The 14,613-nt window shown below is 71.8% G+C and carries 12 protein-coding genes; 4 read left to right on the top strand and 8 right to left on the bottom strand.

What is annotated here, in order from left to right:
* Window positions 1–118: 118 nt before the first annotated feature.
* On the bottom strand, window positions 119–1,174 hold the full coding sequence (locus ACH499_RS05835) for a class I SAM-dependent methyltransferase (RefSeq protein WP_399014003.1): 1,056 nt from the start codon (window positions 1,172–1,174) through the stop codon (window positions 119–121).
* 251 nt (window positions 1,175–1,425) lie between these two features.
* Between ACH499_RS05835 and ACH499_RS05830 the strand changes: the two genes are divergently transcribed.
* Window positions 1,426–2,970, top strand: a complete 1,545-nt coding sequence (locus tag ACH499_RS05830) for a DHA2 family efflux MFS transporter permease subunit (RefSeq protein ID WP_356198526.1) — start codon at window positions 1,426–1,428, stop codon at window positions 2,968–2,970.
* A gap of 78 nt (window positions 2,971–3,048) precedes the next feature.
* Window positions 3,049–4,242: an FAD-dependent oxidoreductase gene (locus tag ACH499_RS05825; RefSeq protein ID WP_399014002.1), complete on the top strand. Its 1,194-nt coding sequence runs from the start codon at window positions 3,049–3,051 to the stop codon at window positions 4,240–4,242.
* A 21-nt stretch (window positions 4,243–4,263) separates the two neighbouring features.
* On the opposite strand, the gene ACH499_RS05820 is transcribed toward ACH499_RS05825, so the two are convergent.
* From ACH499_RS05820 to ACH499_RS05795, 6 genes are all read right to left on the bottom strand, one after another.
* The gene (locus ACH499_RS05820) at window positions 4,264–4,644 is read right to left on the bottom strand and encodes a VOC family protein (protein WP_365603392.1); all 381 of its coding nucleotides are present in this window, start codon (window positions 4,642–4,644) and stop codon (window positions 4,264–4,266) included.
* Between the two features lie 365 nt (window positions 4,645–5,009).
* Window positions 5,010–5,528 (bottom strand): winged helix-turn-helix domain-containing protein, encoded by a 519-nt coding sequence (locus tag ACH499_RS05815; RefSeq protein ID WP_356198522.1) that lies wholly within the window; start codon window positions 5,526–5,528, stop codon window positions 5,010–5,012.
* 673 nt (window positions 5,529–6,201) lie between these two features.
* The gene (locus ACH499_RS05810) at window positions 6,202–6,930 is read right to left on the bottom strand and encodes a tryptophan 2,3-dioxygenase family protein (RefSeq protein WP_356198520.1); all 729 of its coding nucleotides are present in this window, start codon (window positions 6,928–6,930) and stop codon (window positions 6,202–6,204) included.
* On the bottom strand, window positions 6,930–8,183 hold the full coding sequence (locus ACH499_RS05805) for a pyridoxal phosphate-dependent aminotransferase (RefSeq protein WP_399014001.1): 1,254 nt from the start codon (window positions 8,181–8,183) through the stop codon (window positions 6,930–6,932). Before ACH499_RS05805 ends, ACH499_RS05810 begins: the two co-directional genes overlap by 1 nt.
* A gap of 35 nt (window positions 8,184–8,218) precedes the next feature.
* Window positions 8,219–8,974, bottom strand: a complete 756-nt coding sequence (locus tag ACH499_RS05800) for an SDR family oxidoreductase (protein WP_356198518.1) — start codon at window positions 8,972–8,974, stop codon at window positions 8,219–8,221.
* Window positions 8,971–9,786 (bottom strand): thioesterase II family protein, encoded by an 816-nt coding sequence (locus ACH499_RS05795; RefSeq protein ID WP_399014000.1) that lies wholly within the window; start codon window positions 9,784–9,786, stop codon window positions 8,971–8,973. The genes ACH499_RS05800 and ACH499_RS05795 overlap by 4 nt, the downstream gene beginning before the upstream one ends.
* Window positions 9,787–9,959: 173 nt before the next feature.
* Between ACH499_RS05795 and ACH499_RS05790 the strand changes: the two genes are divergently transcribed.
* Window positions 9,960–11,165 carry a cytochrome P450 gene (locus ACH499_RS05790; RefSeq protein ID WP_356198516.1) on the top strand — a complete coding sequence of 402 codons (1,206 nt, stop codon included), beginning with the start codon at window positions 9,960–9,962 and terminating at the stop codon, window positions 11,163–11,165.
* 18 nt (window positions 11,166–11,183) lie between these two features.
* On the opposite strand, the gene ACH499_RS05785 is transcribed toward ACH499_RS05790, so the two are convergent.
* Window positions 11,184–13,139 (bottom strand): amino acid adenylation domain-containing protein, encoded by a 1,956-nt coding sequence (locus tag ACH499_RS05785; protein ID WP_399013999.1) that lies wholly within the window; start codon window positions 13,137–13,139, stop codon window positions 11,184–11,186.
* A 205-nt stretch (window positions 13,140–13,344) separates the two neighbouring features.
* On the opposite strand from ACH499_RS05785, the gene ACH499_RS05780 reads away from it, so the two are divergent.
* The gene (locus ACH499_RS05780) at window positions 13,345–14,592 is read left to right on the top strand and encodes a condensation domain-containing protein (RefSeq protein ID WP_399013998.1); all 1,248 of its coding nucleotides are present in this window, start codon (window positions 13,345–13,347) and stop codon (window positions 14,590–14,592) included.
* Window positions 14,593–14,613: the final 21 nt, after the last annotated feature.

Raw genomic sequence — 14,613 nt, 5'->3', positions numbered from 1 at the left:
GGCGCCCGGCGGGGGGCCCCCCCCCGAACCGCCGCGGGGGCCGCGGCCCGCCCCCCCCGCCCGGCCGCCCGGGGGCGGCCCCCCCGGCGCCCCCGGCCCGGGGGGGGCCCGCCGCTTCTCAGCCCGACGCGGGCCGCAGCCGGTACAGCCGGTAGAAGAGGTGACCGACGTCGATCACCTCGGTCTCCAGGCCCGCGGCGCGGGCGTAGGAGCGCACGGTGGCGGGGCGCATCACGGTGCCGGTCGCCGCCGTGGGTGTCTCGCTCATGCCGATCGGAAGGCAGTGCAGCACGCTGACGGCGTAGTGGAAGCGCTCGCTGTCGGCCGGCTCGGTGCTGAAGTGCTCCGCGACCGAGGGCTCCATCAGCAGCACGGAGCCGCCCGGGGCGAGCATCTCCCGGCAGCGCCTCAGGACCTCGACCGGCCGCGGCATGTCGTGCAGGGCGTCGAACACGCACACGAGCAGACTGTGACCGGACGGCCCCTCCTCGGCGGCGTCCTGCACGCCGAAGGACACCCGGTCGCCGAAGCCGGTGCCGGCCAGGCGGCGCCGGGCGGCCGCGACGGACTCGGAGTCGATGTCGAGGCCGTGCACCCGCGCGGCGGGGTACAGACGGGCCAGCGTCACCGTGGACAGCCCCGAACCGCAGGCGACGTCCGTGATCGAGGCACCCGGCACGTGCAGACGTGCCTCGATGTCCGGCAGGTGCCGGGCGATCCACTCGGACAGGTGATGGTCGAAGACCCCGCGGTTGAGCTCCGCCTGACCGGACCTCATCGCCTCGCCGTAGACGGACGGGCTCAGCCCGGTCCGCTTCCGGTAGGCCGCCACGAGCTCCGGGAGGATCGCCGCCATGCCGCCGATCGGCATCACGACCAGCGGGGCGATCCAGTGCGGGCTCTCCGGGTCGAGGAGGGCCTCGGCATGCTCGGGCGGCAGTTCGAAGCGGCGCAGCCGCGCGGGCTTCCCGGCGTCCTCGACGCGCAGGACACCCGCGCCCGCCTGCTGTTCCAGCCACTCGCGGATCATGCGTTCGTCGAGCCCGGCGCGGTCCGCGACCTCGGCCGGCGTGGCGGGTCCGATGTCGGCCAGCGCCTGGTACGCGCCGATCTCGAGCCCGAGGTAACAGGTCATCAGCTCGGCCGCGGCCAGTCCGGCTCCGAAGAACCGCACGGAGAATCCCTGGGCACTCGGCGTGACCGGGGTGCGGCCGGGCTGCGGACGCGGGCGACGGGACGGGACTGGGGTTGACAACACTGCCTCCAGAGATCGGACCGGTCCGCCGTCCCGACAGCTAACCGCAGCCTCCCACCCGCCCGTACGGGCCTGTCGGCACTCTTTCACCCGGCGCCCGTGACTTGCCCGGGAGGAGCTACGTTCACCCGCGAAAGAGCGTGAACACGACCCACCCCCAGGAGGCCGCTGTGTCTGCCGAGCCGTTGCAAGAGAACGAAGATCAGTCGGCCGCCGACGGAAACGGCGGCCGCGGCCTCGGCATGGCGCTCGCGCTCATCAGCACGGTGCAGCTCATGGTCGTGCTCGACGCGACGATCGTCACGATCGCGCTGCCGAAGCTGCGCACCGGCCTCGGGTTCTCGCCGGAGAACCTGGCCTGGGTGCTGACGTCGTACTCGCTGGCCTTCGGCGGACTGCTGCTGCTCGGCGGGCGGCTGGGTGACCTGCTGGGCCGGCGGCGGGTCTTCGCGCTCGGCGCGGCGGTGTTCGCCGTGGCGTCGCTGCTCGGCAGCGTCGCCAACAACCCCGAGTGGATGATCGTGGCGAGGGCCCTGCAGGGCGTCGGCGCGGCGATGGCGTCACCCGCCGCGCTCGCGCTCATCACCACGACGTTCCCGGCCGGTCCGCAACGCAACCGCGCGATGGGCGTCTACGCGGCGATGTCCGGGCTGGGCTCGGTCGTCGGCCTGCTGCTGGGCGGCGTACTGACCGAGGTGTCGTGGCGGCTGACCTTCTTCATCAACGTGCCCATCGGTGCCGCGGTGGCGCTGCTGGCGGCGAAGTTCCTCGTCGAGTCGCAGCCCAGGCGCGGGGCGTTCGACCTGATGGGCGCGTTCACCGCGACGGTCGGCCTGGCGGCGCTGGTCTACGGCTTCACGCGGGCGGGCGGCGACGCGAGCAGCGGAGGCAGCCGGTGGTCGGAGACCGGGACGCTGGTCGCCCTCGGGGTGGGCGTGGTGCTCCTGGTCGCCTTCGTGCTGGCCGAGCGGCGCTCCTCCGGTCCGCTGCTGCCGCTGCGCATCCTGCGCAGCCGCACGCGCGGGGTCAGCTATGTCGCGATGCTGATCGTGTCGGCGGCGATGTTCTCGTTCTTCATGTTCCTGAGCCAGTACGCGCAGGACGTCCTGGACTACTCGTCGCTGCAGACGGGCATCGCGTTCCTGCCGTTCGCCGTCTTCATGATGGTCGCGTCGCAGTTGTCCTCGTCGCTGATCACGAAGTTCGACCCGGGGTGGATCGCGGGAGCGGGGGCCCTCCTGGCCGCCGCGGGCATGTACTGGTACTCGCTGCTGGAGGCCGACTCGTCGTACTGGGCGCACGTGTTCCCGCCGATGCTGGTCACGGCGGTCGGCTTCGCGCTGATGTTCATTCCGCTGACGCTGACGTCCCTGCACGGCGTCGGCCACAGCGAGCAGGGGGTCACCTCGGCGGTGCTCAACTCCATGCAGCAGGTGGGCGGTGCCCTCGGCATCGCGGTGCTGTCGACGGTGTGGGTGCGCGAGCTGCTCGACAAGCAGGCGGAGCTGGCCGCCGGGGCCGCCGCGGAACAGGCCGGCGGGCAGGCGAAGGACGCGTTCTTCGAGATCGCGTTCACGGCGGGGGCCACCCGGGCCTTCCTGGTCGTCGGCATCATGCTGCTCGGCGTTGCGGTCCTCATCCTGTTCGGACTGCGCCTCAAGAAGCAGGAACTGTCCACCGACGGGGAGCCGGAGGCCGCTGCCGAGGCGCGCTGAGCTGCGCGACGGCGTCACGCGGCATCGCGGCGGGCGAAAGAAGACGCGACACAGTCAATCTGCGGAGAGGAATCCGACATGAGTGGACCGAGGCGCGGCCGCGACGTAGCCGTCGTCGGAGGTGGGGTGGCGGGTCCGACGGTCGCGATCGGTCTCGCGCGATCGGGATACGACGTGACCCTCTACGAGGCCTACAAGAAGGGGCCCGAGGACGTGGGCTCCTTCTTCAACCTGGCGCGGCTCGGCCGCACCGTCATGGAGGAGCTGGGGATAGCCGACCGGGCGCTCGAGACCGGAATACTGTGCTCCGGGCTGTCCTTCCAGAACCACAAGGGGCGCTGGCTCGCGAACAACCCGGAGTCCAGCACCAACATCATGCGCGGTGAACTGAGCGCTTCGCTCCGCGGGGTGGCCATCGACACCGGCGTGGCCGTGCGGCTCGAGAGCCGGCTGTCCTCCCTGTCCGAGCTGCCCGACGGCAGGTGGGAGCTGTCGTTCGCCGACGGCTCCCGGGCCGAGGCCGGCATCGTGATCGGCTGCGACGGCGTGCACTCCGAGGTCCGCCGCCACCTGCTGCCGCGGGTGCCGAAGGCGAGGTACGCCGGTGTCGTCGGCTCGGGGGGCATGGCGGAGGTCTCGGACCGCTTCAAGGTCGACGGGCTGTTCCACATGACCTTCGGACTGCGGGGATTCGTCGGCTACCAGGTCATCAGCCCCGGACGGATCCTGTGGTTCGAGAACCACCACGAGTACGAGGAGCGCTCCTACACGGAGCTGGCCGAGATCCCGAACGCCGACTGGGTGGCTTCCCTGGTGGACCGGCATCGCATGGATCCCCCCGTGGTCGGCGAAGTGATCAGTGCTTCCACGGGTTACGTGTGGCGCTGGCCGGTGTACGAGGTCCCCCAACTGGAGCAGTGGTACCGGGGCTCGGGGATCGTGATCGGCGACGCGGCCCACGCCATCCAGCCGCACCTGGGGATCGGGGCGACGCTCGCGGTGGAGGACGCCTACGAGCTGATCGCCGCGCTGCGGCGGGAGCCCGATGTCGCCGCGGCCTTCGGCGCGTTCCAGGCCCTGCGCCGAGCCCGCGTGGCGGAGATGAACAAGCAGGCCGAGCGCATGGGCGCGCTCATGACCCCGCGGCACTGGTGGCAGCGGACGATGCGCGACCTCGTCATGCCGGTCGCGGTCAAGAAGGCGATCAAGGACAACGCGCAGGACTACGGCTATCGCCTGCACCCCCTGCCCCCGGCCGGCCAGGTCGCCTGACCGGAGGCAAGGGACGGGGGGTCAGCGCAGTTCGCCGGTGAGGATCCACAGGTGGCCGAACGGGTCGCGGACGCGGCCCGAGCGCTTGCCGTAGGGACGGTTCTCGATCGGCACGACGACCTCGCCGCCGTGGGCGGCCACACGCTCGGCCGCGGCGTCGGGGTCGTCGATCTCGATCTCGATGAGGACGGGGGAGCCGCCCAGGTCGTCGGGAGAGAGCCATCCCCACTCCTCGACGGCCGGCGAGACCCTGAAGGTCCCGCCCGCGAGGCGGTGATCGATGACGGTGGGACGGCCGTCCTCTCCTGGGGCGCGGAACACTTCCTCGGCGCCGAGAGTGTCCTGGTAGAACTTCGCCGCGCGGTCCGGGTCGGGCACGATCATTCGGGGGAGCATCACCATGGCCGCCATATTAACCACGTGATCCGTGCTGCGGCCGAATGCTGAATGAATCTGCTGGAGTCCTGTCATTCCCCGACGAGGCCCCGTCGTCCGCCGCCGCCGTGCGTCACCGCGGACGGGACGATCTTTCGGGCCCGCCCGTTGCAGAACCGGCTGTCAGTCGTTCTCGCACGGCGGTCGCGTGAGCGGGCCGCCGACGCGGCGGACCGCTTCACCCGAGCGCCTGCCGGCGGGAAGACCTGCCCGACCGCCGCGGACAGGTCTTCCCGCGGGCCCGGCCACTCCTCGGTCCACTCGTGAACTCCCGAAGAATGGCCGGAAACTCACCCCGTTCACCTGGTGGCTGATTTCGTGTCGCCCGAGGGTCAGGGTGTCTGTTCCGCGAGGTTGTTCAAGTGGGACCAGTCCAGGAGATACCCGCGTCCCCACACCGTTCGCAGTTCGAGGCTGACGGTGGATATACGTTTTCGCAGGCGCAGTATGTGCAGGTCCAGTGCGTTGTTGGAGAACCCCGCATTGATGCTGGCCAACGCCTCTTTCAGCTCTTCACGGCAGACGACCTGCCGGAAGTCGGCCAAAAAGCACTGCATCATCGCCACCTGGGCCTTCGACACGGGCACCGACTCGTTGGCGTAGTAGAGGACCCCCGTGGGATCCAGTACGGGGACGGCGCTGGCCGTGCGTTGTCGCAGCACCGATACGCGGGCCTCGACGTCGCAGCGTGCGACGGGCGGGCGTATCCAGTCCTCGTTGGGGCCGATGTCGGTCGGTGGGGGAGCGTTTCCCTCGACCACCAGCAGTGAGGGCACTCCGGTCTCGCGCAGTCGGGTTCGCTCGTCGGCCTGTGCGGGCCATCGGAGGAACACCACGTCACGGGCGCTCATCGGCGCCCCTCGAATGTACTTCCTCCCCCGTCGGCAAGATACGGTGAGGGCGACAACAGTCTGCTTGGTTGCTGTTTTCTCGAATTCTCTGCATGGCATCCCTCGTCACGCATTGCGGGCATAGTGCAACGCAGCCGGATTTCTGTGGGGCGACTGAGCTGTCTTTCCTGCAGTGGCTGGGAGTTCTGAGCTCACGCTCGCCGGGTGCGGCCGGCGGGCGAGTGATCAGGTGATGCGGATGGCGACGAGAAGCGAGCGGCTGTCCGGTTGGCCCGAAGGGGCTTCGGTAACAGGAAGCTGATCGTCCGCTTCCCGGTCGTCGTGCGGGCGCAAGGTGTGCGGTAGTTGAGATTCACCTTCGTGTCCCCTCGTTTCAGCCAAATTCTCTGATTCGGCCGCTTCGCCCTATCGGGTGGGATCATCACGTTAGAGGTGGTGATGCGGGCAGGCAAGAGGATCGAGCCAATTGACGAAGCCCGTTTGCGGAGCCGTTCTCGGGCCCGGTATTTCGCGAAGAACGGTGCGGAATTCTGTTGACGCCTGAACGGTGTGATGGGCATGCCGAAAACAATCTTGTGCGCCTCTCCCGTTCCTGACGCCCGCCCGTTCCGCGATACCCCGACGTCGCTCGGCCGGGCCCCGGACCGGGGACCCGGCAGGCAACACCCCTCGGTCAATTGGCCGATGCCACGCTGCTGGAGTCCGCGATCCGCTGGTGCAGCTTTCCCCGCAGCAGACGCAACTCGGCGAACGGGAGCGTCGCATGGTCGATCAGGTACGCCACGCCCGCGGTCCCGCCGGTGCCCGGGCTGTCACCCAGCATCCGGCTGGTCAGCGCCACATGACCCACCTTCCACCGGAGGTAGCCGTGGGCCAGGTCGAGCAGCCCCTCCACGACGCGGTGCTCGATGCCCGCCGCCGGGCCGGCCTCGACGATCTTCTCCACGGTGCTGCCGGCGCGCTCCGCGCCCCGGGCGAACTCCGTGTACAGCGTGCCGCAGCGCACGGCATTGCCGATCATCCGTTCCAGTCGGTGGAACTGGGGGGACTGGGCGCCACTGGCCGTCCCGAGGAAGCGCCGGAAGGCCGCGAAGTCCTCGAAGGGAAGCCGCTCCAGCACGATCAGTTGCTCGTGCAGCAGCCTCAGCAGCCCGTCGGCGCGGCGCAGCAGATCGACCGCCCGCTCCAGGGAGGCCGGGCCCATCGTGGAGAACGCCTGCTCGACCGCGGTCAGGTCGTCCAGGATCTGTTTCAGCCACAGCTCGCACGTCTGGTGGCAGACGATGAAGAACTGCTCCGACAGCACCGTCTGCCCGCTCTCCTGTCCCGAGCAGCAGGGACGCTGCAGGGACAGCAGCTCGTCGAGACACAGATAACTCTCGTAGGACTCCGCCGTGCCCATCAGCGCGCCTCCTTCTGCTTCCGCTGGACCAGCGCCACGATCCGCTCGATCCCGGCGGCGAGCTGGTCCCGGTCGGCGCAGAACGCGATCCGCACCAGGCCGTCGGCGACCCCGCCCGGCCGCAGCGGGCGCAGCGTCCCGTCGGCGCCGAACTCCGGGCAGGCGGAGAAGCCGCCGCCGGGTACGACCGCCACGCCCTCCTTGTGCAGCAGCTCGGCGGCGAACTGCTCGCCGGTCATGCCGCTGGACGAGATGTCGGCCATCGCGTACCAGCCACCGCCCGGAAGCGCCGGCAGCAGCCCGGCCTCGGTCAGGGCCGGCAGCATCCGGTCGCGGTTTTCCCGTACGAAGGCGTGGTTCCCGGCGATCGACTCGCGCGCGTGCAGCGCGCTGATCCCGGCGTACTGGATCGGGGCGGACGGCGCGATGATGCTCGACTCCTGCACCATCCGCATCGCGTCGCACACCTGGGGGCGCGCGACCGCGACGTAGCCGAGCCGGTAGCCCGTCATCGCCAGCCCCTTCGAGAAGGTGAAGACGCTGTTGACCAGGCGCCGGGAGGGGTCCAGGCCGCGTTCGAGGGACGCGATCGACACATGCTCCGACGCGTAGACGAAGTCCTCGTACGCCTCGTCGCTGACGATCTGCCACCCCCGCTCGGAGGCCAGTTCGTACAGACGGGTCTGCCTCTCGCGCGACAGCAGCGCACCGGTCGGGTTGGAGGGCGAGTTCAGCAGCAGGATCCGCGTGTTCGGACCGGACGCGGCACGGACCGAGTCCACGTCGGGGGCGAGCGTGTCGTCCAGGCCGTAGAACACCGGCCGCAGACCGGCCAGCAGGGCCTGCTGGAGATGCACCGGCCAGTGGATCTGCGGCATCAGGATCTCGGCACCCGGTTCGGCCAGGGTCCGCAGCAGCGCCGACAGGCCCTGACACGACCCCGGAGTGACGAAGAGACGGTCCGCCGGGGCGTCGATGCCGTTGACGGTGTCAAGCTTCTCGCTGATCGCCTCCCGCAGCTCCATCAGGCCCTGCACGTCGATGTAACGGGTCCGGCCGTCGAGCACCGCCTCGGCCAGGGCCCTGCCCACCGACTCGGGCGGCCCGAACGCGGGCTCGCCGACATGCAGCTTGATCAGGGGACCGGCCCGGTGCTCCCGCTCGTTGGCCCGCCTGAACGCCTCGTACAGCCAGGACGTGGGTATCGCGGACGCCTCCGGGAAGAACGGGGCCTGCGGAGTGCTGTGCGCCATGGTCGTGAGATCTCCTGAGCTCGATGGAATGTCAGTCAGGCTGTGCGACCACCGTCCACGGCGATCACAGAGCCGGTGACCCAGGCGGCACCGCCGGGGTCGAGCAGATGGCACACCCAGGTGGCCACTTCACCGGGCTCGCCGAACCGCCGCATCGGCGTGCCCGCGATGATCCGCTCGCGGAGCTCGGCGACACCGTCCGGGCCGCCCGGCACGGCCTGCTCCCACAGCCTGGTGTCCACCGGGCCGGGCAGCACCGCGTTGACCCGTACGTCGGGGGCGAGTTCCACGGCCAGCGACCGGGTCAGGCTGTTCAGCGCCGCCTTGCTCGCGCCGTAGTACGCGCGCCCCGGCATCGCCAGCACCCCGCCCACCGAGGACACGTTGACGACGCTGCCGCGGTTGGCGCGCAGCTCCGGCAGGGCGGCCCGGGTCAGCTCGGCGGCCGCGACGACGTTGGTCGCGAGCATCTGCTCGAACTCCTGGGCGTCGGCCCGCTCCAGCGGCGCGAACCGCGCGTGCCCCGCGTTGTTGACCACGGCGTCGACCCCGCCCAATCGTTCCCGCGCGGCGGCCACGATCGCCTCGGCAGCCCCCCGGCGGGTCACGTCGGCGGCGTGGAAGCGCACGTCCGGGCCCGCCTCCTCGGCCACCCGCCCCAGGCGCCGCGCGTCGCGGCCGACCGCGAGCACGGCGGCGCCGAGACCGGCGGCCCTGCGCACGACGGCCTCCCCGATCCCCGAACCGCCGCCCGTGACGACGACGCGGAGTCCGGACCAACCGCCGCTCACGGCCGCGCCGCCGGTCCCGGCCCGGTCCCGGCCCGTTCGCCCGGCCGGTCCGCCAGCAGATCGGCCAGGATGCCGCGAGGGCTCTCGAAGAGGTGGAAGTGCCCGCCGCCGAACACCCGTGTACGCACCCGCCCCGTGGTCCGGGCCGCCCACCCCCGGCCGGCGTCCTTGGGAGCCATGGGATCGTCGGCGCCGAGGTAGCACCGGATGTCGACGCTCACCGGGTCGGCCGGCGGTGCGGACACGTACCGCTCGTGGGCGGCGATGTCGGCGCGCAGGCCCGACAGCAGCAGCTCGCGCAGGTCGGGTTCCCCGGCGACCAGCGGGTCGATTCCGCCGAGCTCCAGGACACGCCGCCACAACTGATCGTCCGGCAGGTCCGCCTGCCCCTTCGGTGCCGCGGGGTCGCCCGGTGCCCGTGCCCCGCTGACCGCCAGTGCCGCGGGCGGTGCGCCGGCGGACTCCAGTTGCCGGGCCGTCTCGTAGGCCACCATCGCGCCGAAGCTGTGCCCGAACAGCAGGACCTGCGCCGGGGCGAGGGCGGTCAGTTCCGCGCCGATCGCCGCCGCCATCACCCGCACGTCCGACTCCGGCCGTTCGGCGCCCCGGTCGCCGTGCCCCGGGTACTGGACCGCCAGCAGGCCGACGCCCTGGGGCCCCGCGCCGCCGGCGATGTCGCGGACGTGCGTGCCCCAGGGAAGGAAGCTCTCGGCCCAGCCGCCCGAGTGGGGGCAGCAGACCAGGACGGTGCGGCCCCGGTGATCGGAGGCACGGCGAGGTTCCAGGGATCTCACCCAGGTGCGCGCTGCCATGCCGCCCTCCCATCGGTCGATGGCATCCGACCCTGGCACACGTCCCGCACCGCGCCGCCGAATCCTTCCGGTTTCATTCAACCCGCTTACTCCGGACCGTCCGCTCTTGCCACGCTCTGCGGGAGCTCGCGCAGGAACAGCTCCCGTCGTCCCAGCAAAAGGAGGACCGCGTCATGTCCAGGACCGCCGGACCGGTGCCCGAGCTGGATCTGACCGATCCCGCTGTCCTCGTGGACAACGACCCCTACGCCTACTGGGACCGGATGCGGGAGGAAGCGCCGGTCGCCTGGCACGAGTCGCCGTGGGGCACCGGGTTCTGGTCGCTGGCCCGGCACGCGGACGTCGTCGCCGCCTACACGGACGCGGCGCACCTCAGCTCGGCCCGCGGCACCGTGCTCGACGTCCTCCTGCGGGGCGGGGACTCCGCGGGCGGGCGGATGCTGGCCGTCATGGACCGCCCCCGCCACCGCGAGCTGCGCAGCGTGCTGCTGCGGGCCTTCTCGCCCCGGCTGATCCGGCAGGTCGAGGAGCAGATCACGACCCGCGCCGACGACCTCGTGGCCCGCGTCGTGGGAGCGGGCCCCTTCGACTTCGCGGCCGAGGTCGCCGAGGTGCTGCCGATCAACACGATCTGCGACCTCCTGGAACTGCCCGCCTCCGACCGCCCGGACCTGCTCGCCTGGAACAAGCGCGCCCTGTCGTCCCACGACGAGAAGGCCGACCCCGTGGACGCGCTCGAGGCCCGCGGCGAGATCCTCGCCTACTTCGGCGACGTGGTCCGCGAGCGCCGGCGGCGGCCCGGCAACGACGTCATCAGCATGCTCGCGACCGTGCCCGTGGAGGGCGAGCCGCTCTCCGACGACGACGTCGCCCTGAACTGCTACAGCCTGATCATCGGCGGGGACGAGTCCACCCGCATGTCGCTGATCGGAGGGCTGGACGCCCTGGGCCGCTACGACGACCAGTGGCGACGTCTCACCACCGGCTCCGCCGCCGTGGAGACGGCCGTCGAGGAGGTGCTCCGCTGGGTCACGCCCGCGATGCACTTCGCCCGCACCGCGACCCGCGACCTGCGCATCGGCGGGCAGCGGATCCGGGCCGGCGACATCGTGAGCATGTGGAACATCTCGGCCAACAACGACCCGGAGGTGTTCGACCGCCCCCGTACCTTCGACGTCGGGCGCGACCCCAACCCGCACGTGGCCCTCGGCCGGGGGCCCCACTTCTGCCTGGGCGCCTTCCTCGGCCGGCTCGAGCTCACCGCCGTGCTGACCTCGCTCCTGAGCCGGGTGCGCACCATCGAGGTGCTGGCCGCACCGAGCCGGGTCTACAGCACCTTCCTGTTCGGGTACAACGACCTCCGGCTCGCCCTCCGCTGAGGGCCCGCCCGGCCCCCCTCAGTCCCGCAGGCTCTCGCACAGGTCGGCCATCGTCCGGCTCTCGATGACCGCACGCACCGGAAGGGACAGCCCCAGCTCGTCCCGCACCCTGCGGGACAGCTTGACGGCGAGCACCGAGTGGCCGCCCCGCTCGAAGAAGTTCTCGCCGGGCCCGATCTCCTCGACACTGAGCACCTGCGCCGCCAGGTCGCACAGCGCGTCGAGACGCCGGCGGCCGTCCGTCCCGGCGGGCCGCACCACACCCGCGGTCCCGGACGCCGGGGCGTCGAGTTCCTCCAGGGCGCGCCGGTCGACCTTGCCGTTGGTCGTCATCGGCAGGGCGTCCAGCAGCACCAGGCGCGACGGCAGCATGTGGGCCGGCAACCGGTGCGCCAGCCGCTCCCGCAGGCCCTCCGGTGTCGCCGCGCTGTCCGGCCGCGTCACGACGTACGCCGTCATCCGCGCCGTGTCGAGCGTGCCGCTGACCACCACCGCGCTGAGCGTCACACCCGGGCAGGCGTCCAGCGCCGCCTCGACCTCGCCCAGTTCGATGCGGTAGCCGTTCAGCTTGACCTGGTGGTCCGCGCGGCCGGCGAAGAACAGCTCGCCGTCCGCCGTCCGGTGGCCGCGGTCGCCGGAGCGGTACATCCGTGCGCCGGGCCCGCCGAAGGGGTCGGCGACGAACCGGCTCGCCGTCAGCTCCGGCCGGTTCAGGTAGCCCAGCGCCTCACCGGAGCCCGCCAGGTACAGCTCGCCCTCCTCGCCGGGCCCGCAGGGGCGCAGGTCGTCGTCCAGCACCCGCACCTCGTTGCCCGGCCAGGGCCGTCCGATGCTCACCGGATCACCGGGAGCGACCGGGCCCGCCATGGTGACGCCGACGGTCATCTCGGTGGGCCCGTAGCCGTTGTACATGCGCCGGTTGGGCGCCCAGGCGCGCACCAGCGCCGGCGTGCAGACGTCCCCCGTGGACAGCAGGACTCCGCCGACCAGCACGCCGGTGCTGTCGGTCAGGCTCAGGGCGACCGGGGGCAGCACCGCGTGGCTGATGCGCCGGTCCCGCAGCGTGCGGTGCAGGTCGTCGCCGGGCAGGACGTCGCGCTCGTCGGTGACCACGAGGGTGGCGCCCGAGAGCAGCGCCAGGGTCATGTCCCAGAACCCGGCGTCGAAGTTGAACGAGGCCCACTGCAGCACCCGGTCCCCGGGCCCGGCGCCGATCCACCGACGCTGGGTCGCGACCAGGTCCGACATGCCCGCGTGCGGTACCACCACACCCTTGGGCACCCCTGTCGAACCGGAGGTGTAGATGACGTACATCGGATCGTCGGCCGTCAGCGGGCGGGTGCGCTCCTCCTGCGCCGGCGGGCGGGGCTCGGCGGCGGACAGCAGGCTCCCGGTCCGCGGGCCGTCGAGGTCCAGGACCGGAACCGTGTCGGTGACGGGCTCGTGCGAGCCGCTGTGCAGCAGGCAGCCCAGCGCCGCGTCCGCCACCGCGTGCTCGATGCGCTCGCTCGGATAGCCCGGGTCCAGCGGCACGTACGCGGCCCCCGCGGTGGTGACCGCGAGAGCCGCGACCGGCAGCCACGCGCCCCGGGCGATCGAGAGCCCGACGGTGTCCCCGGGACCCAGCCCGCGGGCGACCAGCACCCGGGCCAGCCGGTTGACCCGCTCGGCGAGCTCGGCGTACGACAGGACCTCCCCGTCCGCCTCCACCGCGGGACCGTCCGGATGATCGGCCGCGACCCGGGCGAACAGCTCCGGCAGCGTCGGCAGAGCGGGGGCCGGCCCGCGCACGCACCGGACGTCGGGCCACGCGCGCGCGACGAAGGCGTCCGCCTCGTCCCGCCCGGCCGGCCCGAACTCGACGGACCAGCCCGCGGGCACCTGGTGCCCCGCCGGCCACAGCGAGCGCTGACCGCGGCCGTTGCACAGGACCAGGTGGCTCTGCCCGTCTCGTTCGAACAGGTTCCGGCTCATCGCTGACCTCCGAGATCTCGCGGCGCCGCAGCCCGCTTCCGTGCCCCGCCTGGACGAAACTCAGCCCCACGATGGCGCCCCGGCCACGCCGGCGCCGGACCCGCGAAAGGTTCGTGAAGGGGGCGGCGCGGCGGGCTCCGGCAACTCCTCTCACCTTTCTTTCACGGATCCTTGGGCGGCACGTCCGTGTGGCTACGTTTCCGGCGTGGCAGTCCAAATCCAGCCCTCCGTCGGTCAGTCCCTGCTCTGGTTCCTCGACCGCTACCGCGGCGAGGAAGGCGCCCTCAATTGCCCGACCCTGTGCCGCATCCGCGGGCTGCTCGACACGGCGCGGCTGCACCGCGCCGTCGCCGAGGTCATGACGCGGCACGAGGCGCTGCGCACGACGTTCGCCGGTGGCGGGCACCGGCTCAGGGCGCTCGTCGCCGAGGACGTGTCCCCCCTGGTGCACGAGGTCGACCTGTCCGGTGCGAAGGACCCGCAGGCGGCGGTCCGCGAGGCCGTCACGGCCGAACTCGGCACCCGCATCGACCCGACGCACAGCGGGGTGCGGCTCACCCTGTGGCGGCTCGCCGCGGACGATCACGTGTTCTGCTTCAACATGCACCACATGATCACCGACGCCTGGTCCTGCCGGGTGATCCTCCAGGACCTGTGCGCCGCCCTGGAGCGGCCCGAGGACGGGCCGGCCCCCGAAGCGGCCCGGCCCTACTCCGCCTTCGCCGCGGACCAGCGGCGGGCCCTGGCGTCCGAGGCGGGCAAACGGCTGACCGCGTTCTGGTCCGGGCAACTGCGCGACCTCGTCCTCCCGCCGCTGCCGATGTCGCCCGCCACACCCGGAGCCGCACGCGACACCGACCTCGTGCAGCACACGCTCGACGCGAAGACCGTGGCCGCGCTCGACGCCGTCGCGCGCACCGAACGCAGCACACTGTTCGTCGCCCTGCTCACCGCCTACTACCGGGCCCTGCGCCAGGTCAGCGGCAGCAACGACCTGGCGGTGGCCACACTGTTCGCCAACCGTGCGCCGGACTACCGCGAGACCGTCGGGTTCCTGGCGAACATGGTGCTCCTGCGCACCCGGCTGGAGCCCGGCGGGGACTTCGCCGCGCACCTGCGCGCCACGCACACCACCGTCATGGACGCGTTCGTCCATCAGGGGCTGCCGCTGCAGATGCTGCCGCTCACCCTGAAGGACACGAGCCGCCGGCCGGACGACGTGGTCTTCCAGATGATGCCCGACCCCGTCTACAGCACCCGGGCCGGCGGTCTGGACATCGAGGTCCTCGTACCGGACGACGTCGCGACGCGCTTCGAGCTGGAACTCGTGGCCGTGCCGGCCGGCGACACGGTCCGCATCCTCCTCTTCTTCAACCCCGACCGGTTCTCCCCGGCGTTCGTCCGCGAGCTGCTCGCCGCATACGTCGAGATCTGTACGGCCTCGACGCGCTGAGCCATGGCCTGAGTAGGAAGG

Source organism: Streptomyces sp. NPDC018947 (assembly GCF_044390505.1).
Taxonomy (GTDB): Bacteria; Actinomycetota; Actinomycetes; order Streptomycetales; family Streptomycetaceae; genus Streptomyces.
Note: the sequence above shows the minus strand (reverse complement) of the source record. Positions and strands in the feature narration are given on the sequence as shown.